This is a genomic window from Citrobacter sp. KH_055_1, assembly GCF_057838705.1.
Window position 1 is genome coordinate 2,680,731 of record NZ_CM174473.1, and the last position, 22,734, is coordinate 2,703,464.

At 51.0% G+C, this 22,734-nt stretch carries 24 protein-coding genes and 2 pseudogenes; 2 read left to right on the forward strand and 24 right to left on the reverse strand.

The window, feature by feature from the left end:
- Positions 1-85: 85 nt before the first annotated feature.
- Positions 86-290: pseudogene (locus AC3ITF_RS12550) on the reverse strand (S24/S26 family peptidase); the annotation flags it as partial.
- Between the two features lie 12 nt (positions 291-302).
- A complete protein-coding gene (locus AC3ITF_RS12555) occupies positions 303-1,862 on the reverse strand; it encodes an EAL domain-containing protein (protein WP_115258722.1) in 1,560 nt (519 codons plus the stop codon).
- Positions 1,863-2,152: 290 nt separating this feature from the next.
- Between AC3ITF_RS12555 and AC3ITF_RS12560 the strand changes: the two are divergent.
- Together AC3ITF_RS12560 and AC3ITF_RS12565 are read left to right on the forward strand one after the other, a co-directional pair.
- Positions 2,153-2,275: pseudogene (locus AC3ITF_RS12560) on the forward strand (DinI-like family protein); the annotation flags it as partial.
- Positions 2,276-2,598: 323 nt separating this feature from the next.
- Positions 2,599-3,177, forward strand: coding sequence for a serine acetyltransferase (locus AC3ITF_RS12565; RefSeq protein ID WP_121528395.1), 579 nt, complete (start codon positions 2,599-2,601; stop codon positions 3,175-3,177).
- 19 nt (positions 3,178-3,196) lie between these two features.
- Here the strand turns inward: AC3ITF_RS12565 and AC3ITF_RS12570 are convergent, their stop codons facing one another.
- The 22 genes from AC3ITF_RS12570 to AC3ITF_RS12675 all read right to left on the reverse strand — a co-directional run bounded on the left by AC3ITF_RS12570 (position 3,197) and on the right by AC3ITF_RS12675 (position 22,505).
- The gene (locus AC3ITF_RS12570) at positions 3,197-3,775 is read right to left on the reverse strand and encodes a tail fiber assembly protein (protein ID WP_181820219.1); all 579 of its coding nucleotides are present in this window, start codon (positions 3,773-3,775) and stop codon (positions 3,197-3,199) included.
- A complete protein-coding gene (locus AC3ITF_RS12575) occupies positions 3,775-5,472 on the reverse strand; it encodes a phage tail-collar fiber domain-containing protein (protein ID WP_181820218.1) in 1,698 nt (565 codons plus the stop codon). The genes AC3ITF_RS12570 and AC3ITF_RS12575 overlap by 1 nt, the downstream gene beginning before the upstream one ends.
- Positions 5,465-6,028, reverse strand: a complete 564-nt coding sequence (locus AC3ITF_RS12580; protein ID WP_181820217.1) for a phage tail protein I — start codon at positions 6,026-6,028, stop codon at positions 5,465-5,467. Before AC3ITF_RS12580 ends, AC3ITF_RS12575 begins: the two co-directional genes overlap by 8 nt.
- Entirely contained in the window at positions 6,018-6,938 is a 921-nt protein-coding gene (locus tag AC3ITF_RS12585) for a baseplate assembly protein (RefSeq protein WP_489175709.1), read from the reverse strand. The genes AC3ITF_RS12580 and AC3ITF_RS12585 overlap by 11 nt, the downstream gene beginning before the upstream one ends.
- The gene (locus AC3ITF_RS12590) at positions 6,922-7,275 is read right to left on the reverse strand and encodes a GPW/gp25 family protein (protein ID WP_103285462.1); all 354 of its coding nucleotides are present in this window, start codon (positions 7,273-7,275) and stop codon (positions 6,922-6,924) included. The genes AC3ITF_RS12585 and AC3ITF_RS12590 overlap by 17 nt, the downstream gene beginning before the upstream one ends.
- A gap of 39 nt (positions 7,276-7,314) precedes the next feature.
- Positions 7,315-8,433, reverse strand: coding sequence for a contractile injection system protein, VgrG/Pvc8 family (locus AC3ITF_RS12595; protein ID WP_489175710.1), 1,119 nt, complete (start codon positions 8,431-8,433; stop codon positions 7,315-7,317).
- A gap of 1 nt (position 8,434) precedes the next feature.
- Positions 8,435-8,650: a tail protein X gene (locus AC3ITF_RS12600; RefSeq protein WP_016150410.1), complete on the reverse strand. Its 216-nt coding sequence runs from the start codon at positions 8,648-8,650 to the stop codon at positions 8,435-8,437.
- Entirely contained in the window at positions 8,625-9,086 is a 462-nt protein-coding gene (locus tag AC3ITF_RS12605) for a phage tail protein (protein WP_430640141.1), read from the reverse strand. Before AC3ITF_RS12605 ends, AC3ITF_RS12600 begins: the two co-directional genes overlap by 26 nt.
- 5 nt (positions 9,087-9,091) lie before the next feature.
- Positions 9,092-11,017, reverse strand: a complete 1,926-nt coding sequence (locus AC3ITF_RS12610) for a hypothetical protein (RefSeq protein ID WP_181820213.1) — start codon at positions 11,015-11,017, stop codon at positions 9,092-9,094.
- Positions 11,018-11,119: 102 nt separating this feature from the next.
- Complete coding sequence (locus AC3ITF_RS12615; RefSeq protein WP_016150413.1) at positions 11,120-11,419, reverse strand: phage tail assembly protein; 300 nt, start codon at positions 11,417-11,419, stop codon at positions 11,120-11,122.
- 58 nt (positions 11,420-11,477) lie between these two features.
- Positions 11,478-11,984: a phage major tail tube protein gene (locus tag AC3ITF_RS12620; RefSeq protein WP_016150414.1), complete on the reverse strand. Its 507-nt coding sequence runs from the start codon at positions 11,982-11,984 to the stop codon at positions 11,478-11,480.
- Positions 11,981-13,450, reverse strand: coding sequence for a phage tail sheath family protein (locus AC3ITF_RS12625; RefSeq protein ID WP_489175711.1), 1,470 nt, complete (start codon positions 13,448-13,450; stop codon positions 11,981-11,983). The genes AC3ITF_RS12620 and AC3ITF_RS12625 overlap by 4 nt, the downstream gene beginning before the upstream one ends.
- A gap of 38 nt (positions 13,451-13,488) precedes the next feature.
- Complete coding sequence (locus AC3ITF_RS12630; RefSeq protein WP_489175712.1) at positions 13,489-14,106, reverse strand: phage baseplate assembly protein V; 618 nt, start codon at positions 14,104-14,106, stop codon at positions 13,489-13,491.
- Positions 14,099-14,653, reverse strand: coding sequence for a hypothetical protein (locus tag AC3ITF_RS12635; RefSeq protein WP_079813811.1), 555 nt, complete (start codon positions 14,651-14,653; stop codon positions 14,099-14,101). Before AC3ITF_RS12635 ends, AC3ITF_RS12630 begins: the two co-directional genes overlap by 8 nt.
- Before the next feature lie 11 nt (positions 14,654-14,664).
- Entirely contained in the window at positions 14,665-15,321 is a 657-nt protein-coding gene (locus AC3ITF_RS12640; protein WP_040230738.1) for a hypothetical protein, read from the reverse strand.
- 1 nt (position 15,322) lies between these two features.
- Positions 15,323-15,679 (reverse strand): head-tail joining protein, encoded by a 357-nt coding sequence (locus tag AC3ITF_RS12645; RefSeq protein WP_040230736.1) that lies wholly within the window; start codon positions 15,677-15,679, stop codon positions 15,323-15,325.
- Positions 15,679-16,014 carry a capsid cement protein gene (locus AC3ITF_RS12650; protein WP_181820211.1) on the reverse strand — a complete coding sequence of 112 codons (336 nt, stop codon included), beginning with the start codon at positions 16,012-16,014 and terminating at the stop codon, positions 15,679-15,681. Before AC3ITF_RS12650 ends, AC3ITF_RS12645 begins: the two co-directional genes overlap by 1 nt.
- Positions 16,015-16,086: 72 nt before the next feature.
- The gene (locus tag AC3ITF_RS12655) at positions 16,087-18,189 is read right to left on the reverse strand and encodes a ClpP-like prohead protease/major capsid protein fusion protein (RefSeq protein ID WP_489175713.1); all 2,103 of its coding nucleotides are present in this window, start codon (positions 18,187-18,189) and stop codon (positions 16,087-16,089) included.
- Complete coding sequence (locus AC3ITF_RS12660) at positions 18,146-19,657, reverse strand: phage portal protein (protein ID WP_101701294.1); 1,512 nt, start codon at positions 19,655-19,657, stop codon at positions 18,146-18,148. The genes AC3ITF_RS12655 and AC3ITF_RS12660 overlap by 44 nt, the downstream gene beginning before the upstream one ends.
- A gap of 8 nt (positions 19,658-19,665) precedes the next feature.
- Positions 19,666-19,881 (reverse strand): hypothetical protein, encoded by a 216-nt coding sequence (locus tag AC3ITF_RS12665; RefSeq protein WP_047357968.1) that lies wholly within the window; start codon positions 19,879-19,881, stop codon positions 19,666-19,668.
- Positions 19,878-21,995, reverse strand: coding sequence for a phage terminase large subunit family protein (locus AC3ITF_RS12670; protein ID WP_489175714.1), 2,118 nt, complete (start codon positions 21,993-21,995; stop codon positions 19,878-19,880). The genes AC3ITF_RS12665 and AC3ITF_RS12670 overlap by 4 nt, the downstream gene beginning before the upstream one ends.
- Before the next feature lie 3 nt (positions 21,996-21,998).
- Positions 21,999-22,505, reverse strand: coding sequence for a DUF1441 family protein (locus tag AC3ITF_RS12675; protein WP_181517291.1), 507 nt, complete (start codon positions 22,503-22,505; stop codon positions 21,999-22,001).
- Between the last annotated feature and the right edge of the window lie 229 nt (positions 22,506-22,734).

Below are 22,734 nucleotides of genomic sequence, written 5' to 3' on the forward strand. Positions count from 1 at the left end.
GTTGCACATGAGTTTTGGAGAACAATTTTTCGCTAATTATCCTGCTGATGATATTTGCCTACGATGGCATCTGCGGATTCTCACATCACCAGTCATCAAACTCCGCTTTCCTGGCATCATTAATGATGTACGTGATCACTCCGAATATTGCGTGTGAAGAATTGTAGCCATCACCTTCTTCTGGCAGAGCTTCCGCTCCCCGGATTAATCAGATGTGGTTGAGGATGTGTTCGGTAACGCTTGCTCCTGAATTCCCCGTCGATCGGGCATATCAGCAGTGAACCATCGCAGGAAAATACATATTAACACTCATTGACATCATTAACTAATTTTGTCAATTTATCAATAGAGAGTGGCTTCGAGTAATACCAGCCTTGGACACAGCACTCAGGGAACATTTCAGTTAAATATTTCACCTGAGTTGAAGTCTCGACACCTTCGAAAACGACTTTGTGAGTTATATCTTTAAAAATCTCCACCAATCCTGATAAGACATTGTTATTTACAGAGAGTTCACCAATAGAATCTGTAATTGACTTATCAATTTTAACCTCATCTATTTGTAAATTTGATAACCAGTTTAAATTTGAATAGCCAGTCCCGAAATCATCAATAGCTATTGATATACCCTTATTATTAAATAAAGAAATTACCTTTTGGAGAGAATTTATTTCCGCACTCTGCCTCTCTGTTAACTCCATCATTATCATACCAGGTTTTATATTTAATTCATCAATCATCTGAAACACTTTGCTTTGAAATGATTCCGATAGAAGGTCTTGAGAACTAACATTAATGCTTATAATAATATTAAATTCCTCAGAAAGAGACATGGTTTCTTTTACTACCCTTCGAAATACAAAATCACTTATTTCATGGATTAAATCATGTTTCTCTGCAATAGGGATAAAAATATCAGGGGGGATGCTACCAATATCATAATCATCCCATCTAATTAGTGCTTCCACACCAATAATCTTTCCGGTTTTTATTTTATAAATAGGTTGATACACAAGATATAATGATTCACTTTTTATGGCATTTTTTAATCTTGAAACTAATGATTGCTTGCGTGCAACTCTTTGGTTATAAAAAACCCCCAGAAGAACACCGGTTACAATAGATGTAAAGGCAATCAATAACATCATTAACCAACTATCGAAACTCATCCACGGAAATTTAACTCCCCCCATGACACAGATATTATTATTTTTATTACAGCTTTGCGTGGTAATAAGTCCTAGTTGGTAGGATTTATCATGCTGAGCCTCTTCAAGAAGATCAACCTGCTCACCAAATTTGAACAAATGAAGCGAATGATCTCTGTCACCTACAATTGCAGAAAACCCCTTCTCTTCATGGTCTGTAACAAATCTATTAAATGCAAATGGTGAAATCGTTATAGCTAATTTTTGATTGCTTAGCAAATCAGCTTTTACATTATTTTCCAGTAACACACCAAAAAACCAAGTTACATTGTCCTTTTCAACTTTTCTATCATAGATATTGAGAAGTAATGGCGCTGGCAACACTCCCCATAAAGCACTACATATGACTGCACCATTTGAAATAAATGATATATCTTTTATAAGAGCATATGGCCATAAGGCCACTCTTAGAGCATGAAGTTGTAGTTCACTACAAGGACTATAAGCATTAAACATTTCATAATTATCATTTATTTTATCAATTTGTTGAATGAGACTAACGCTTCTATTCAAAACTCGTTCTGTATATGATGCAATCTTCTCCTTGTATATATAATACACTGAAATCTCAGATAATGAGAAAAAAATAAAAAATGAAAACGTGATTGATATCACATAAGGCTTGATTTGTTTTAAATTGTGGTTATTCTTCACACCGGCCTCTTTATATGCCTGACCCTATGTGACAACATACATTCTACTATCTGTCGTGAAACAAATACATACAGTTGAAACAGATTATCGGCTAAAACAATTATTTCTTTATGTTTTTTATTAGAAAAAAACATTATAAAATAACGTAAAACCATATCCAAGTTAGATTTATGTTTGCATTTTAACCAAATAAGTGGCATTTCATCTTATATTTATATGTCTAATGTAAAAGATGTAATTCTAAGGGACATAAGTGTGAAACTGCCCCCTTTCCCGATACTGGTACTTGGATTAAACCGATGATGGTACTGCCGGTGATCAACACAGACGCCAGCAAGCATGAGAAAGAACAGATAAGCCCTACTGTTCAGGAAATGTTTGAAGAGGCAGACACATGGATAGTAAGTGAGTAACGTGTTTACAGCATATCCTTGTATGCATTTTCTTACTTAAGCCCAATCAAAATTAATAACATCAGGTATAATTAGAATTTCATTAATTATACCTAATGTGCATTTTAACGGAGCGGCAGTAAACAGTAATACCATAACGTAATTATTTCAGCTCTACTTAACAAAGTATAAAAACCCAGCATGTTACTTTGGAGGTTGTTACAGACACCTTGCAACTTATTTGCTATCCTCCCTCGAATGGCTATAACGCTGGACAGACATTTGATGTAACGTGTACTCGAAAATGTTTGAAATCGTTACTTTATTTAATATGGCAATGACAAATGAAAACCATATCTATAATTACTTTTTTACTTTCAAAAAAAAGCAAACCATTAAAACAGATGTGGAGAGATGAGATAACCCCAAAGGGAAAAATAACTCCATTACGCCTATTAATCGCTCATAGATGCCGGACTCGCCATTTTTTAATGTGGTGGAGACTCGCGAATCAAATGTATATCCATGGTAATAAATCTCAGAAACGTGCCGCGAAAAAAATAAACTGGGCACTACAATTCAAATACGCATCAGAGATAGGTTTAAGAGCATCCATTGGTAAAAAACCGAATTTTGTACATCTAACAGGTGTTGTTATCTCTGATGCAGTAAGAATAGGCAATAATGCCATTATACATCAAAATGTTACAATAGGCGTCAGGGATGATGATGATCACTCCGTAGCAACTATAGGTAATAACGTAACTATTGGCGCAAATTCTTGCATTATTGGCGGTGTTATTATTGGTGATAATGTTAAAATTGGAGCCATGTCCATGGTATTATCAAATATAGATAATGACTCCACATACATTTGTAAAATCCAGCCTGTAATATTTCAGAATAAATGTATTCAAAACTGAAATAACTGCTCTTACTTCTCTAAGCTGGTTGTTCTGGCCAGCTAATATCTGACGCATCATCTGGCTTAATACGATTAATCAGGACCCTATATTTTTTCCACGCCAGTAAAAGCGCTGTTTCCGCATCGGTTGCAATGCCCAGATCAACAGCATCCTGAAGCGGTCCGATTTTTGATGTGGCAAATGTCAGAAGGCTGTCTTTTTGCTGCGTCAAAAGAGTAATCATCGCCGTTTTTTCTGCTTCAGTATCATGCACCCATTTTTTCCCGTCCCACTTAACAAATTGACCTTCAGGTGCAACAGTAACAACACCATCAGGCAAGTTCCCCAACTGGCCAATCGTGGTGGCATTCCCTGTATGAATGTCGTAAACCGTTTTTCCTCGATGGTCTTCAACAACCGTCCACTTACCTGACTCAAAATTAAAAACAGCAACAAAGCCATCAGATGCTGAAGGTGGTGCAATATCAGTACTGTAAGCGGGTAGCCCCGTATTTGCCGGGATATACCCATCTCCTTTACCGATAAATTCATTCGTGGAAGATGAAAGATTATAGATAGTAATAACTCGATCTTTATCAGTCATTTTAAAAGCCATTAGGCAAGCCTCACTAAGTAGTTAAATGCTGTATTTTTTACGGTGTTTTCTGTATTACCCGCAGCGTTAACCGTAATTGCGTGATTATGTGATCCCAACACTACGTTATGGATATGGGCTCCGATACCAACAGTATGTGTATGAGCGCCTATGCCAACAGTGTGTGTATGCGCACCGGCAGACTCGATAGTATCTGTGGCCCATGAACTGGTTGCCCCGGCATTGGCTGTTACCGTTGTAGACCCTCCACCACCGTACGCAATTTTTGTTCGGTGACTATGAGCTCCTGCATTGCTTGTTGTTTTAGTTCCATAATCAAATGATGACGATGTTTTAGTACCGTAGTCAAATGACGTTGTCGCTTTTGTCCCAAGGTCAGTATTTGCAGCAGAGGCACTATGACTATGCGATTTAATTCCATCCAGCTCTTGTGACAACACAGCGCGGCCGCTGTCGGGTTTACCTTTAATCGTCTGGCCGCGCATATCAGGGATAATCCCAGAGGGATAAGCTATAGCAAGCAGCGGATAAGATGACTTATTAAAATTTTGCCCCTGCATACGTGCATAACCAGCCGGTATTATGTCTGAGGGCCAGGGTATTGGCGATCCAACTGGGTAGGCTTCTGGTGGTGGGTTATTAACTGAGTACAGAGGATCCCAATCAGACCATGTATTTACTGAATACAATGCTCGGACATATTTAACAACGGGATTAAATGTTGTGTATTCCTGGATTGTTCTGTTATCTGAACCCTGGCTAACCCGCAGAACGCCACCACTGTTTACAGGGAAATTTTTTGCGGAGGCTCCGGGATTAATAGTGCTGAATGTTGCGACCATACCTACATAATCATTCAAGTTGCAATTTTCAGGCAGCACTATGCTGATGCCGTTTCCCATCCAACCAACAGCTGGCAGACGTCCTGCCGTTTTATCTGTTGCCGATGTGGTAACGTCGGTAATTTGCAATGCGTTAGCCGCTCGATTTATCGTCTCAACCAAACCGAGGTTTTGTAGAAATAATGCAACATTCGGAATGTCACCACCGTTCCGGTCTTTAGCCAGTCTCGCATTCGCATTATCCATGGCGATTTTAACTGCGTAAGGTGTGGCTGCCTGAGTTTCACTGGTGTTATTCACCGCACTATTAAGTTGTACAAGACCCTTTCGTTGTGTCGTGCCATCAAGGACACCAATGGACTCACGCGATGTTTTTTGTGCTTCCGCGCCACGAGCTTTTATCTCTTTCAGGTTCTGGTCAATGCGCAGGAATAACCCGTCGCCTGTTGCAACATTCAGCGTGATATTTGAAGTGTCTGATACCGCGAGGCGAAACTGCATATTAACGCTGACACCACCAACCGGCTTATCGATCGATGGGCAGTTTGCCACCGCGTAAAGCTCTCCGGCGTCAGTCATTAAACCGACTTCGCGAACGGTGAATCCACCAACCCCGGTCGGCAGAACGATTTTCGCCATTAACTGCGTGGACTGCTCCGGGGACACCACCAGCTCAGCGATATCTCCCCGGAACGTTTCATTGATTAACCGGATTTGTGCCGGATCGGGTTTGACCTGCTTGCCATTACTGTCACCCACCACAAAGTGAGTCAGTACAATCAGGCGACCACTGGCCAGCGCCTCCGCCTCCAGTTCTTTACCCCGGTTAGTGATAATTGAGTAGTAATCAGCCATGAGATTCCCCGGCAAAAATGTCCACATCTATATGCGCTGTTGTCGCACCCGAAATATAAAAAGCCCCGTCCATACCCACATTCGCCATCACATCAATTTTGCTCAGATAGCTGCGCAGGTTCTTGGCCCGATCGGTTAGCTGGCGGATCTGATGATAGAGAGCGTCGCTGACCCCCTCGCTGCTCTGTACTTCGATCCGGAAGGTGTAAGGTTCAGCGCGTGGGGTGTCTTCCCACCACTCAACCACGGTCGTGGGCAGGTTGACTGACCCGAGAGAACGGCGTACCGCCCCGGCCGTTCCTCTGTGCTGATGCACATACGCAGCATCTTTTATCACCTGACGCTTCTGCGCCTCAGTCCAGCCGTCATCCCAGAAATCAACGGCATGCTCCCAGGCCAGCCAGGGCAGAAGATGCTCCGGGCAGGTGTCAGGATTTTTGGACTTTCGTACCATATTGGTATCGAGGGTGGCGATTTGCTCAGCGCTGGCCTGCTCCTGCGCCCGCTCTTCATGAAATGCGCCAGGAGGAAGCAGAGATCGAAACTTAGCCGTCATTGCTGCTTACCTCCCTGCGGGTGACATTAATGGCAGTACACCACGGGGCTTTACCTGCTTCCGCTTCCAGATCTTCCACCGGAGAAATCAGCCTTACCCGGACCACGCCGGATTGCTGCAGCGAGGCATAAATGGCGGACAGCGGGATAACGGTTTTAATCCGATGGGAAAGCGTGGTGTATGACCGTAAAACATCGATGGCATTATTCAGCACAGTACTGGCGTCCGGTCCTTCCGGGATCTCCAGCTCAGCCGTAACGGCATAGTTTGCAATCGTGGCGCTTTTAACCGTCACAAAGTCCGTTAACGGGCGGATTTCATCCGCATTCAGTGTACTGTTAACCTTATCAAGCAGGGGTTGCCCCGCCGTTCCATCCCCGGTACGGGACAGGACATAGACATCAACGTAGCCGGGCCGGTTATGGGTTTCCGGCCCACAGGCATCGGCATCCAGAACATCCGTATCGGCAGATTTCGCATGAAAGCGATATGCGTTACGCGCGCCTGCTGTATTCAGTTGCGCCCATGAAAGCTGGATACGTTCGCGAAATGCCGCATCGTCTTCCAGTTCAGGCTCCACGGGCGGAATGGCAAGCGGATCGCCAGGCTTAATCTCCTGCCGTTTAACGTTGAATGCGGCACCTAGCTGGTCAAGGTCAGCCTCTTTTGCACTCGCGAGAAATACCGCCCGCACGGCATCATTAACCCGCTGAAAAGCCAGCGTCAGCTGGTAGGCATTCACCTCCCCCTGTTTAAACGTCGGATCGGATTCCACCAGCGCATCAAACTGCTTATCTAGTTCCCTCAGGCGCGCCAGCCACCGGGTGAATATTTCATTCGCATCCGGCACCACAATGGCATCCGGTACGTCCAGTTCGGACAGGTTGATCACGTCATAGCTGCTTGCCATAAATCGTTATGTCTCCCGTTCTGACAGGTAAATTGGTTTCCTTGTTGATCCCCTCGATATCCAGCACACAGCCGGACTCCCCTTCAGGAAAGGAAACAAGCACACGTGTTACCTTCAGCCGCGTCTCCCACCGTGCCAGTGCGGTCGCAGACGCAGCGATTATTTGTAGTCTGGTAAAATCATCCCGGGGGTTATCCACCAGCGAAAACAGATCACTGCCATAGTCCCGGACAAGAACCCGGCTCCCGATGGGCGTGGTCAGTATGTCGCTGACGGACTGGCGCAAATGGGCGACGCCGGACAGGCGTTTTCCGGTCCGGTTGTTTACACCGTTCATGATTAAATTCCGTTACTGAGTCGCCGGATGGCGGGAGGGTTAACCGAAGTAGGAGGGGCCTTTTTTGTCCTGCTTTTCTGATTTTTTCGAAGCCGCTGCGGGTTTACGAATATCCACGACAAGGTTGTAGGTGTAGCTGAATCCTGCGGACGTCAGAGAAAAGACCAGAGACTCAACCACCCAGGCCCGATCCTCACGGGAGCCAAAACCGGAAGTCGTCACACTTGCTTCTGCAGTCAGCGGAACATGTTTAGGACGACATGGCCCCGTGAGCGTCATTTTCTGCTCGTTACGCTTCGCCTGTGTTTTCCTGGAGTTTGCCTGTTGCTCGGCGGTGTTTTTCTCCGACTGGGTATAGGGATTGGTCATCGCCGGGCCATCATGTTCAACGGAGGAAGTCTTTGTCGTGCCGTCCTCCTCGTCGTAATAACGCACACCGATTTTCTCTTTGGCTTTACCTCCGCTCCCCGTAGCTTTCCCCGTCGAACTCCCCCGCTCACCTTCACTGTAGGACCAGTTTGATACTTCATCCGGTGTGATGGTGATCCCGCCAGTCTGTTTTCCTGAAGCCGTTGCCGTGGCCCCTTGCTGTAAAAAAAGCCAGTAGCCTCCTGATGGTTTGCTCACTGCGTTGTAGTCACGTGCAAGCCTTGCGAGCAGGTTGGCATCGGATTCCGCCACCTGATCGATGTGATTGATATAAATATCTTTCAGCGCGTCAGCCATGCGGGGAATAAGCCCGTTATCGGTGGCCACGGTTTTGACAATATCGGCAAGGCGAAGGTTATCCCAGCTCCGGGTTTTCTGGCTTGTCACATCTCCGGGTTGTTTCTGGGCGTTCATCGGCGCGGCGGTCGCATAAAGCTCAAGACGCCTCGGCGGGCCGCTGCTCGAGACACCACTGACAACAAACCAGCCTTTATCGATCAGCTGGTCATTGAATCCCAGAGCAACCCGAAGCCGGGCACCTTTAGTGGGAAGCGCCAGCGTTTCAGAGATGAGGCTGATTTTCAGTTCATCGGTTTTCGCTGTTGCCCCACCATAATCCGTCAGGGTCAGTTCACTCAGGCATTGTTGCAGCACCCGGGTTATATCTTTCACTTCGGCCTGAATGCTGAAGGCCGGCGCATATTCCGGCATCGCTGTCTGATCTGCCATATCAATCCCATAAACTGAATGGCGATTCCGCCACGGGCGTCACCAGATCCGGCAGTGTGATATACAGGCCGGAAGGATACATAGCCCCCTGATCCGCCAGCCCCTGATTGGCTTCAAGAACCTGAGTCACTGAGTCTGAAAGATTTTCAGTACCGTAATGCACGGCACAAATTGCATCCAGTACATCTCCGTCACGGGTTTGATAGATCGTCGGCATAGTGTTTTAGCGTCATCGTCCAGTTTTTGTTTCGGTGACCGCCACCCGGTAAAAACTTACTCGTCGTGTCTGAAAAGTCGGTCACCACCCACCACCCCAGCACATCACCTTCTCCGCTGACAAGCTGCTGGGGTTTCGCCTGTTCGGCAAGATCAAATAAATCATTCACCCCTTCCACCCCTTTACGGAAAAAGGCGTGAGACTGCCCTTCAAGCCTGACGGTACGCCCGGGCTTTCCGGTGTACTGAAGAAGGTCCTGTTTGCCTATGCGTTCCTGTTCACTCCAGCGCCAGCTGGCCTCACGGGTGAGCTGATGATAAGCCGCTGTATCAATCGAAAAGGCGAAATTCCCCAGCATCATCATTACGCGGGCTTCCTGCCCACCCCGTAATGAGCCTGTACTGCGCTGGCCGGAATCTTCGAATATCGGGATAATTTCACTCACCAGACAAGTCCCCCATCCAGAAGGCTGTTATCACCATTAAAGGCAGAATTGTTTTTCGTCACCGTGGTCACTTCATCGGCAATGGCTTTCTCATCCTGTCCCGGCGCGGCATTAATTTCGAAGTGGTACTCAAATTTGCGGTTATCAGTTATCTGCCGTGATGGCGGCTGCTTATCCAGTACATCCATTTTTTGAAGCAGGCTTTCCCAGTAACCGCCCGTGCTCTCGTCTTTCAAAATGACCGGCTCAGCAGGTGATCTGTCTGTTGCAGTAACATGTCTGTCCTGCTGCACTGCAGGAAGAAGGGGCGCATTTGGATACTTATCCCCTGCGCGGGCACTTTCTCCTTCCCCCTGGCTGTACGTCAGTACTGATGGTTCTCTTTTCCACTGACTGGCAGATGTTACCGGCTCATGCGCGTAATTATCCCAGGCACCGGCACTGCTTTCCGGCTCCTCTTTAACGGTTTGCGCTGCATGCTCCTTGTTCTGCTGTAGCGCTACATTCCAGTTTAAAAGCGAGTCGCCGCCTTCCGGTGACAGGTATTTATCAAGCGATTTGTTAAATGTTTCATCATCAGAATCAAAGCCAAACAATCCCCGGGTGGATTCCCAGTAGTGCTTAACTTTTTGCGGCAGGTCCGGACGCTCTTTCAGTTGCTGGTCAAACCATTCCCCCTGTCCATTCTGGCTGGCCCTGAAACGCGCTCTTTCTATCCCATTTGCCGCAAGCGTTTTGAGTACGTCACGCTGATCATTTCGTTCATCCGGAAGTAACCAGGACAGTTTTTTAGCCAGCGCGTAAATAATTTTGCCGACAAAAACCACCCCCTGCCCGAACGACAGAACGCCGGGATAGAGGTCGTTTCGCAGGAAAGTCACAATGCGCTTGATCCCGCCACCTTTGAACCAGTCAGCAAGATCATTTGTCAGATTACGGATATCAGGCGCCAGTTCATTTCCCAGTTGCCCGGAAATTTCAGCAACCGCAGAAGAGAAAACAGTGCGGAGATTATTGATAGCCTGATTACCCGCAACCGCCCCATCAGCCCCCTCTTTAGTCACAAGGTTGTAGCGCCGCTGTTCGTCCATCAGGTCGCGGTAGCTCCGGCCAGACTGCTTGATAAGCATCAGCAGTTTGCTCGCTTCCCCGCCAAAAAGAGAATCCAGTGCGAAGGAGGCTTTTGACTCGTCCTGAAGGCTGAGCGCCCGTTCAACAATTTTGTCGAACTGCGCCATATCGCTGAGCCCGGCAAAATCCCCCGCTTTGAACCCGAGCGTTTCAAACGCATCCTGCAGCGAGCCCTGCTTACCGTTCTGTTTATACTCCCCGGATTTGTGCAGATACTCTTCAAAGAGATCGCCAATGTTTTCCGCATTCATGTCGTACTGCTTCGCCAGAGAATCCCAGGCATTAAACGTGGCCACGTCCACGCCGTAACTTTTTGCGACATTAGTGCGGGTTGCCGTTTCAGCATTGGTTGCAGCTGGCGCTATCAGTGTGCCAAGTGCTGAAGCCACCACACCGCCACCGCCAATAGCCAGCCCGGACCCAAACATCCCGCCCACCTGCCCGGCGATCCCCAGACCGCGCCGGAACAGACCTTTACCGGCTCCTTTGAATGCCTGAATGCGCTGTGCTTTTTGCATCTGTACATTCAGTTTCTGCTGCTCCGCCTCCGTTTTGCGGATTTCCCTGGAAACATCGGTATAGCGGCGCTTCAAATCCCCGAGGCTTTCACCGGCCAGTTTGGCGCGCTTGATTTCTGCTGCCAGTCTGGTCTGGTCTTTTGTCAGTCGTTCGGACTGCTTTCCGACATCTTTCAGGCTTTTTTGCAGACCATCTGCAGATCGTTTCCATGAATTATCCAGGTTTCCGCCAAAGGTAATGACGGCCTTAAGGTTCTGGCTTATTCCGCCCACGGTTTATCGTCTCCAGTTCGTCGGTCAAAAAATCAGAGAAAGTGCTGAACGGCATATCGAGGTATTCCGCCATCGGAAAATGCAGTCGCCGCCCCAGAAATCTTATTGCCCGGAGGAGCCCGCCTTCGGTCGCTTCGCGGGCGGGAGCATAAAAACGTTAAAGGCATCCAACAGCTGTGAGTAATCTGCCGCCGTCATTAGCCAGAGATCCTGTTCACTGAGATTGCACAGCAGCGCAATCATGCGGGCTTCTTTCTCTTCTTCGTTGCCGCGGTCTTTGGCATGAGTGATGCGATCGCGAACCAGCGGTTCACGCATGGTGACTTCATCGATCACAACCCCGCTATCAAGTGATACGGGGGAATACAGTTTTATAACGCGGGTTTCACCAGGAAAGCTCATAATGTGCTCCATAAAAAAACGGCCCGCAGGCCGTTACAGTGGTGGGATAACAGTAAAATCAGAGACGCACTTTGGCAGCCAGGCCAGAAAGCACATCCACGCCATTCACCCGGCGGGCGAAACGCTCTGTATCGATGGCGAACAGTTCGCGCCCGTCCAGTGACTGACGGTAGTAGCTGACAGCAATATCAACCGTCACGGCATTTTCGGAAAGCGTGTCCTTACTCCGCGCATCCGGTGTGACGGTCTGTACAAACCCCTCAATTTCCTCAACCGTACCGCGCGCAGTGCCGTTACCGAGATAGCCCTGATAAGCCGTAAAGCGTGAACGGCTGCCGCTGACAAAACCGAAGCTGGCCAGCATATCCGTATCTATCCCATAAAATTTAACCTGACAGGTCAGTGCTTCCATGCCGTCATCAACCGGGGTGGGCGCATCCTGTGCGCCGGTACGCAAATCCGTTTTAACAATAGCCAGAGACGGCGGCGTAAATTCATGCGCCCCCTGAATACGGATCCCCTGCCGGAAGAAGGTCCAGACGCGTAGTGTGTTTTTATCGCTCATGCTGCAAGTATCTCCTCAAGCGCATAGTTATTGTTCACCCGGACGCGCAGGCTGATAAGTTCAGTCGGCGATTTCGGACCAAAGTCATAGTTGATGTACAGGACACCCGACGCCATGGTTTCCGCGGTGTTCAGTTCTTCATCCAGCCAGGCTCGCCCACCGAATATGGCGCCAAGACCGACCAGGTGCCGCATATAGGCATTGATGGTACCGATAATGTCATCCGCATTTTCCCGGTCCAGTGGGCGGTCAACATACTCCAGCATGCTTTCCTGAATGCTGTCCTCAATAACATCAGCAGTACGGCGGACAGATTCAAAACGCCACTGTGGATTGGTAGCACACAGGCGGTTACCCCAGTGTTTAAAACCCGCCCGGCGGATAATGGTGGACACGTTCTGCATGTTGAGCAGGTTTGCGTCGCAGTTTTCATCCCCGAGGATAAATTCATCGATCTGCTCAACACCGAGGATGTTGTTGATGTCCTGGTTCGACTTGCTCCACCACCAGCCTTTTTCAAAGTCGATGCGGGCGCGTAACCCGGCAGCAAACGCAGAGTAAGGGCGATAAACCAGCTGGCCATCTGCATCGCTCGCCTGGACCCGCGGGCGCAACAGTTCAGTTCGTGCGCCATAGGACTGGCGACGCTGTACCACTTCCTGCAGCGTCGCACCGGAGGCGCAGTCAACATAGGCAACGGCGCGCAATTTACCGGCCACGGTTTCCAGCCCCTTACCAACCGCATCGTCCTCACTGAATCCTGGTGCAATCACAATACGCGGCTGGTACGTGGTAACAGATTTCGCTGAAGACAGGGTGCCGATCCCCTTCAGTACCGCAGCGCGTCGTTTTGCCACATCGTTTTCATCTGCCACACGCACTACCACCGTCAGCGCATTACGCTGATCGTTAATGTCTGTCAGTGCCTGTTTCAGCGTACCTTTTTCACCCAGGCGGGATAACAGCGTGGTGCCGACGACCGCCACCGGCGTATTGAGTGGAAAGGGTTCATCTTCACCCCCCGCTAATTGCAGGCTGAAAGGCTGGACAATCCCGTCACCGCGCCCGCTCGCACTGACTTTTGCGCCATCAACACCACCGACAGCCTCAGCAACGTCTCCGGGTTTAGCCGTGATAACACCGTGCTCATCACAACCCAGCGTGATTTTCAGTGTCAGCGATTCAGGATCCCAGCTTGCTGACGTCACAACCGTAGCAGGATTTTCGGCTGCCGGCTGTCCGGCCAGCGCAGCGACATTGATGACATTGCCTTCCCGCCCCTTAATTGTTGCAGTGAAGTCGATAACGTTATCGAGAATGGGTGTACCGGATGATCCCGATGCGGCTGTTCCCCCCGACGCATCAGGTGCCGTTCCCACCAGGCCGATAATGGCGGTCTGAATCGTGGTAACCGCCACCGTACCCGAGGTGAGTTCAATAGTTTCAACGCCATGTAACTGAGACATGTTTTTTCTCCAGGCATAAAAAAACCTGCCGCAGCAGGTCACATATTCTGATTAGGTTTATCGGTGAGCCCGCCGCTGTCGCCGCGGTGATCGTGGTTGTTAAAGACTTCACGTATCTTGCTCATGCTGCCGGATTTGTCCGTTATCTCCTTTGACGCCCCGATATTCCCTGCAACCGACGTGTCAGCATTAATCTGGGTTTTGCCCTGAACTGTCAGGGTATCGGTAATTTCAACCGGACCATCCAGCGTGCCTTTACCGACAATTTTGTAAGTTCCACCATCAGCCAGCATAATCGTCAGGGCATGCGCGTTCCTGTCATAACGGATCTCGGTCCCGTCGCTGTAACGGGTAATGTGCTCGCTGTCACTTCCTTCCGGCACCGGCAGCTTTCCCGTGTTCCATCCGGGAAACACACGCCCGTTGTTGAGATCTCCGGCTTCGGACAGGACCGTAACCGCATCCCCCACGGCATAAGGATTTGAATCAGCGCGGTTAGTTCCGGAAAACCCCTGGCACAACGGCAGCCAGGTCGTAATGATATCCCCCAAATCCACCCGGCATTTTGGGATGCGATCGTGCCTGACGGAGTGGATAACGCCGCGCCGGACAAGGTTCGCCAGCCTGCGCTGCAGGTCGCCTGCTATATCACTCATCGGGCTGAGCCTCCCAGATAAGCTGATAGTCATCCACATGATTACGGCCCGTATCAGGTGCAGCACCCAGCCAGGCCTGCTGCAAAGGCATGCCATTGTTTGCAAAGGGGTCAGTACCAAATGCAGCCGCCTGGGTGAATGAAATACGCCAGACCAGATAATCATCCATTCGCGGATCAAACTCATCACGTTCAGCCGTGGTGAATACCGCAGGCTCAATATGGCCCAGACCAAACTGCTGTCCGTCAATCCATTGGGTAATATCGGCCGCAGCGGTTCTGACAAAAATCTCAGGCTGACTCACACCCGATCCGGCGGCATCCACCACCACGAAGAGATCACAGGTTAAATTAACGCTCAGTTGCCCCTCATTACCTCCGCCCTGTTCCCAGCTGTTAATCGAGAAATACACCGCGGGCGTGGTCAGCCCCGAAAAGCGGGGAACATTTCGTTCCGGATACGCACCGGCATCACGCACCCATCCGATTTTTTTTAATGCGTCAGTCACAGCATCGTGATACCGCCCCAGCAACAGTGGCTCGGCCATCGTTCGTTACCTCAGACAGAAATACGGGCTTTTACGCGCCCGCGAATGTCGGTTTCAAAGTGATGCATAAAAATCTCCATCGCTTCCGCAAATGCGTTGTCTTCGATGTAGTTCAGCATCGGTTCGTAGATATCCATTTCTGCTTCGCGTGTCCGGCGGGTCAGGGGATCGCGAATAACCACCGTCCGGCGATTATCCCGTTTTGAACGGGACACCTCCCCGTTTTCAAACGACCGTTCGCTCAGCAGATTACCTTTTGGGGAAAATCCGGCGTTTTCTGCCTGGCGACGCGCTTTAATAAAACGCCCCGTGTTGCGATCACGCCGGGTATGGTGCGGTCGCAGCCGCCCGTTGATTCGTCCTTTAAGGTCTTTCACCTTAATGGCATTCAGCCCGAACCAGAGCCGGAAGTTATCCAGTTGCGATCCCCTGTCCAGACGAAAAGACAGCAGACGGCGCCGGACCAGATCCATACTGCGTGGGGCCAGCCCGTCTTTCAGATCCGCCATCGCTTTCTTTCGCAGCGTGGCGGCAGTACGCCTGAGCGCGCGCGAGTATGCTGCACGGAACTGTTTTTGCGTCGCACCGATACTGTCCGCAATTCGCCAGATAACATCCACATCAATATCGACGGGTAAATCCCGCCGCAGTCGAGACTCCCGCGCCATATCAGCTCCATTTATCGATCTGAGGCTGTGTTTTGCCGGGTTCCCCATATGCCAGCGTGACGCGGGTCCGCCCTTCTTCATCCGCGCCGATATGTGTCACCCGGTAAGGGATGGTATTGATCACCACACCGTCATGTTTTTCGAGACCGGAAATATCCGCAGTCATTGCACTGAACGCCGGGGAATGGTTCTGAATTTCCCCGCCGCCCGGTACACCCGACAGTGCATCCGGTGATTCAAAAATCACGGTCACCAGACGCGGGCCTTCACCCGTTTGCAGGCATGCAGGGACTTCTTCGGCAAACGCCCGGTTAATCCGGGCATCTGCTTTAGCCAAACGCTCCCGAAACCGGCTCATCAGAACCCCAGGCGGACGGCAACATCAGCATCATCCGCCTCAGCTGCTCCCCAGGCGGAACCAACAACCGGGTTTGGCGTTGCATCATCGCCTTTTGCCACCGTCAGCTTGCCGCCAGCCAGATACAGTTTCTGGCCTGCCGCAATTTCTTCTGCCGCTTTAGGCAGGACAAAAACACCGGCCATATGCAGTGTTCCCCACTCGCCAGCAGGAATATCGCTGAGTGCCACCCCGGCAATTCCGCCGACCGCCACCAGCGCACCGGATGAAACGGCATCAACACCCGCATTGTGATAATCCAGTGTGGTACCGTCCTGCTGATAGTTATTCGCCATGTTTTTTCTCCATAAAAGGAAAAGGCGACCAGCGCCGCCTTCAGGGATAAAAAAACCGCCAGGCGGCGGTCGTTATTTTTTGGTGACTTTAACCAGCCCGCGCCAGTCAAGCGGGGCCACACCCGCATCAATGCGCACCTTGAATGCGGCACCGTCCACAGTAAAGCCCTGCTGCTGTTCCAGATACGGCGTGTCGATACCGTCCAGATAGGCCACTTCAATGGTGTCGCGCCCCTGCGCAGCAGTCAGATAAAAATCCGTCGGGCTGCTGTCATCCAGGCGGGCCTCAGAAGCCACTGTCACAAAGTTCTGGATCGGGTTAACGATCCCGCTGTTCGCGTCTGCGCCCGGTACGCTGGCGGACTTAATCAGCTGGTTTGCCCGTGACTCAATTGCCACTGGCGTCAGCATGTAGGCCGGACGAATATTCAGACGACGATCGCCGGATTTTTGCAGCAGCATTGCCTTACGTGCAGTATCCAGCCCTTCAATACTCAGATCGGCTGCAACAAGGTTGCCATGATCGGCGTGGAACAACGGCTTACCGTCCGACATTTTCGGGTTGCTGGTCAGTACAGCCCAGACCAGATCGCCGACCGTGGCTCGCGCAGCAAGCCCCATTGCCTGCGGGATACGCGTCAGCATATCCAGGTCGTCGTTGATGATAGTCTGGCGGTCAATGCTGAAAAGCTCACCATAGGTGGCCAGTGCAATCGGCTCACCGCGATCTTTAATGGTGACATATTTATATTCCGCCCCGGCACGAACCTTACGCAGCGATGCCAGTGATTCCAGGCCAACGCGGTGCGCGGTTTTGAAATCGGTCAGTGTGCCTTTACGGGTCCACTGTTCGAATGTTTCGCTGGCCTCATCCCAGCCAAGCAATGCCGCCTTATGCGCCACATCCATCAGGATATTGCCGAAATCGCTGCTGCTGTGGGTGAACGCCAGCCCAACCATCGCCTGTGCGGTACCGACACCAGAAATACCGATACCACGATCCACCAGCGAGGCGCGGGCCAGTTCGCGCAGGGTATACCCGTTGTACGCGTTATCTTTTTCCACCTGGGCATAGCCCGCACGGTTCATCACCGCCGCACGAATGGAATCACCAACAATATTCCCGTTACCCGCATGGATGTGAACTGCACCCGGACCGGCACTCGGGGTAGTCCCTGCCGCCAGCGCATTGAGCAATTTGGTGCGGGCCTGTTCCGCTGAGCAGGAAATATCCGTGATGCATTCTGCTTTCAGCGAGCCGAAAGCAGGAAACGCATCAAACACAGCAGAAACTGCGCTGACTCGTTCAGTATTCGCCGCCTGCATCTGCTGCTGGAGCTGGGCGGCCAGCGCGGTAATGTCGATATTTCCTGCCAGCGGTTGCTGGGTGGGTTGCTGTGCCGATGGGTTATTTGCGGCCTGCGGCGCCGGGTTCTGTGCGGGTTGCGGCTGACTTGCAGGGGCTTCGGCACGCGGCCCAAAAAGGTTTTTCATCTGTTCTGGCATATTCTGGTAATCCTTCAGTTTATTTTGATTCACACAGGCCGCGGCCTGCAGTTCTGGTTCAAGCGTGTCAGCGAAACCTTTTTCCACCGCCTCCGCGCCATTAAGCCAGGTTTCAGCTTTCAGCATCGCCTCCAGTTCTTCCTGCCCCAGCCCGGTCTTGTTCATGTAGGCACTGAGCATCAGCGCTTCATTACGATCAAGCCAGGCAGCGTAATCACGCATATCATCGGAATCCCCGGCAATCCCGCCCCACGGCTTGTGTACCATCAGCCAGGCGTTTTCCGGCATATGCACCGTGGCACCGGGCAGGCAGACAATCATTGAAGCCATACTGGCAGCCACGCCGTCCACCCAGATATCCAGCTTCGCCTTCAGACGGGACAAGGTGTTAAAGATGGCAAATCCCTGCATCACATCGCCGCCCGGGCTGTGGATATGTAGATCGACGGCGCTGGCCTCAAACACCCCGGCCTCCTTACAGTCGGAGACGAACTGCTGAGCGGTAATCCCCCAGCCGCCGATCACGTCATAGAGAAATATTTCCACGCGCCCTGCAGCCAGTGCGCGAATCTCATACCAGCACTGACCGTTTGCGGCATCGATACCAGCCACACTGGCGCGGGGGTTAATCATCGTCCCGTGACGGGGCGGGCTTATCATTTGCTGCATCAGGGAGCACTCCTTTATCGTTGGCGGCGTCTGAGTCAAACACCAGCCCGTTTTCTCGGTTGAATTGGGTTTCCCGGAGACGCTGACGTTTCACCTCCTGCGGATTCTGACCACGTGCGCGCGTCCATTCGGCTTCTGTGCCTGCCCCTCCACGGACAATTGCTTTCCAGGCAGCAGCCTCTTTTCCCGGATCAATCCATGGCATGACTGGCCCAAGATAGAGCGCGTTGTAAAGGGATTTTTTGTCGACATCTTTGGGGATGGTAACGCCGCTGAGCAACGCCATTGCCAGCCAGTTTCGGTATACAGGACGGCTTTGCTGCCCAACAAACCACTGCTGCAGCACGTTGTAACCTTCAAAACTCTCTACCAGCTCCTGCCGCTGTGAACTGTAGGTGCCGTTGTAATCCCGCGCGATGCTGGAATAACTGCCACGTGTCCCCGCCGCCACAGCACGCATCTGACCGTTCCTGAACTCATACAGATGAACATTCGGGCGATTCGACTCCACCATGCCCAGATCCTCGCCTGGCTTTAGCTCGTCATAAATCATCCCCGGCGCAATATCGTAATGGCGCTGTCCACCCGGTGTTGAAAACTCGGTTTCTGTATCAAGAGACTGAGCATCCCCACGTTTGATATAGAAACCTAGCGCCGCCGCAATACGTGCCGCCACGCGCTCACTCTCTTCATAATCCTTAATATCGGAGAGCCGGGTGATCACACCATGGATGAGGCTGATCCCCCTTAACTGGTGAAGCCGTTTACGCATAGCCAGGTGCAGCATGCTGTCAGCCGAAACAGTTTTTAAATCAGCATTGAGTCCCGCAAAACTGGCAGGATGGTTCTTATAAACTCTGTAGCCCGTCGGTCGTCCCCAGGCATTGACAATAATCCCCTGGCGGATCTGCTGCCCGGAGGTACTGTTCAGGTTAAACGGAACAAAATCCGCCTCCAGCAGTTCTAGAGAAAACGGTACCTGGGTTGAATGCTGCAAACCGGCTACATTTCCCCGTACCATCTGTGTAAACACTTCACCATCACGCAGTGCTGAACGTAACAAAAGCCGCTCGGCTTCCGGACGGGTAAACATCCCGGTCACTTCCGGACGAACCGACCATTCCGCCCAGAGCGCGGATAACTGACCAGCAAACTCAGAGTGAAGATTACCCTCAAGATCAAGCGGCTGCGGTTCAACGTGGATCCCGTGAGCACCGATAACCCGATCCTCCATCTTGTCAAAAAGACCAATCACCAGATCATGGTTTTCATCAAGCCAGCGGGCCTGCTCTCGTAATGAAGTACCGGCTGCAAATACAGCGGTGTCCGCTGACCGGGATTCACGTTTCCCCTTATGCAGGCGAGTCGGATTTGCTGCCTCATAGGCTCTGAGTCTGAGTCGGTTTTGTGCGCGTGATGCCGCCCACCCGGGCGATATTGCGCCCAGTGCCTTTTCAAAAAATCCCATGATTTGCCTTACAGAAAGTTAGCGAGTTTGAACGAGCCGCTGCGGTTTGAGACAGCGCGCCAGCGCCTTTCCCAATATTCAAGCTCGTCACGCAGGGCTTTAGGGTCATGGTTGGTAATTGCCCGGCCATTAACCCCCGTGAATGACACGCTTTTACCGTCCAGAGAATCCCAGTAAGCCTGGCGTACAGCTACCAGCATCTGTTGAACTTCTGATTTCGTCACAGCCAGCCTCCGTTACCACTGACACCCAGCCAGCCACCAGATAACGGGCTGGACTGTTCAGATTCAGGAACAGGAGACGAACGTACAGGTACCGCTTTTTTCACAGCAATCTCCCTGGGGTGCTCCCCGTCAATGATGTTTGAATTACTCTCCTGAGCAGCAGCCCATACCGGGGGCTGTTCCCAGTCCCGGATTTTTTCATAACCACGCAGGACAGCGACGGCGTGGGCATAACAGAAAAGGTCAAAGGCTTCGTTATTACCTTTTCCGGGTTTGCGCCATTTTCCGTCCGTACCGCGTTCCTCGTAGGTCAGTTCTTCGTAGAACCACTCCCCCAGCCAGTCAGGAAAATGGATATACCCGGCACCGGGTGTTTCACGCTCAAGGTTGTTACTGAGCTGATCTTTCAGCAGGTCTGTCTGCAACAGATATACCGGAACCTCACCACGCGCATCCGCCCGGCGATCGCTTCGGCCTGTGTTGTCAGGGTGCGTTTTGGTAATGATTTTCTGACGTCGGGTGCTGTCACCTTTTATCAGGTAAACCCGTTTACCCAGTCCGTCACGACGACACTGGCGCCAGAATTTATAGGCGTTATCCGTTACCCCATCTTCCCCGCCGCTGTCGACAGCCATTGCAAGAATGGGCATCCGTCGTGAAGGGTCTGACTGCAATGCATAGGTTTTTTCGAGGACATCCGTGATGAGCAGTTGCCAGTCTTCCGGATAGGATCCGGGATGCACCTGCTGTGCCTCACCATTTTCATCACAACGCAGGGACTGGCGGATGTTATAGCGGTCCACCAGCCAGCGTTCGCCGTTTTCACCGTACCCGATGATCTGGACGACAAAACGGCGCTTCTTCCCACCCTGCACATCCACCGACGCCAGAAGAAAACGGACTTTCGGCGGCACAAGTCGTTTGCCATAATCTTCTGCCCGCAGCATCAACACGTCAGCACGTCGCTGCTCACAGGCTGCACGGGGAAGATAAGGAAGCCCCCAGTCAGTATTAATTACGGTCTTGAGCGTTTCTTCGCTTCCGGTGGCCTCATAGTCCTGTTCCGCCGTCAGTAATTTGTAGACCAGTTGCGCCCATGTCTGGTATGCCGCCGCTGGTCCCTCCATCCAGAACGAGGCAATGCGCGAGCGTCGGGCTTCTCCGGTGATGTTGCCCTCACGGTCGATAGTTTGTCCCTCTCTCAACCAGACACCCTTTCCGTTCAGTTCCCGCTTCCTGTCGGCGGTAATCATGCCGCTACAATGCGGACAATCAATATGCGCCGCTTCACTGGCCTTTACCGGGTCAGACGTTTCCCGGTAGCCTGTCATCGCCTCCATGGCTGGTTGAAAGTATTCCCCGCAATGTGGACATGGCCAGTACCAGCGGCGACGATCGCCGCGGTTATATAAAGACAGGATCCCGGTCGTGGGAGGGGCTTCGTGAGGTGACTTTCTCCGCCACTTCGTATTGGTGATTTCCCTGCCCGGTGAACTCTCGACCAGCGTCATCCCCGCCGACATAAAGGTGGTGGTACGTTTTGAAGCAAGCGAAAATCCATCCCCTTCCCCGTCGATATCTTCCGGGAAGCGATCGTAATCCGTCAGCGCCACACACTTAAAATCTGAGGATGACATGATGTTGATAGACGGCCAGCCTATCTTCAGGTAGTTCCCGGCAAGGAAAGTCCGGTCATGCACGTTGTTGTCATTGCGTGAGGGACTCAGCCGGCATGCCACTTCCGGGCTGACACGAAATGTTCGGGCCAGACGTTTTTTGGAGTGTTCGCGCGCTTTCTCTTCCGTCATCTGAATGATGAGCATGTCAGACGGATCGCAGACAACGTTGTACACCACCCAGCCATCAATCAGACCAATGGTTTTACCCGTTCGGGCAGGGCCAACAAAAATGACAGCATCATATTCGCGTGATGCCAGGCAGTTCATCGGCTCCACAACATAAGGGGCAAGATTAGGATCCCACTCAACGGAGTTACCCACACCGACCGGAACACGCATATATTTATGTACGGCTTCGGCTACAGGCATTCGGCGCGGTGCTCTGATGATCCCGGCAGTGTTTTTTCTTAGCTCCGCCGCCGTGGCCTGTCGCATGGCTTACTCCTCTTCTGGCGAACTGTCCTCCTGTTCCGGTGTATCTGCCTGCTCAACCTTCAGGGCTATCTGATCTCGCAGGTCATCAATGACTTTTTGCACCCGAACGACAGCTGCAGGCGTCATCGCACAATCACGTTCAAGAATATCCGGCAGCGTTTCCAGCACCTGAACGACGGCTTTTGCCATCGATGAAAATTCTCGGGTAACTGTCGATGCCAGGATTAACTCACCTGTTTCCTGCTGGAATTTAAGCCTCTCGCGTTCGGACTGAAACCACGCCTTACGATCCGGCGGTAACATCTTATCGATATCCACCAGCTCGGGTGCCGTGGTTCGGCCCAGCAGTTCCCGGAGAATATCCACGACAGAGTAAAGCTTGAGACGAGAATTACTTCCTGGAGCGGGCTCAACATTATTCAGCCTGCTTGCGATCGTCTGACGATGAAGATCGGTCACCGCTGCCAGTTGATTGATGTTGAGGCGAAGGTTTTTCAGTTCGTTATCCATGATGATGAACAATATTTAACCATTTCGACATCGTGAATAATCTCACGACTGAAATATCAACAAGTTAAGGGAATGATGATGATGCCGATAAAATGCAAAAAACCAGCCGTTTTCCGCGTGTCCTCGCACCCTCGGTGTTCAGAATCGCCAGGAGGACCCGCACAAATAATAATGATTATCAATTGCAGTCAGCATCATCCACAAGTTAACTGTTCAAGCGTTTGAAAAG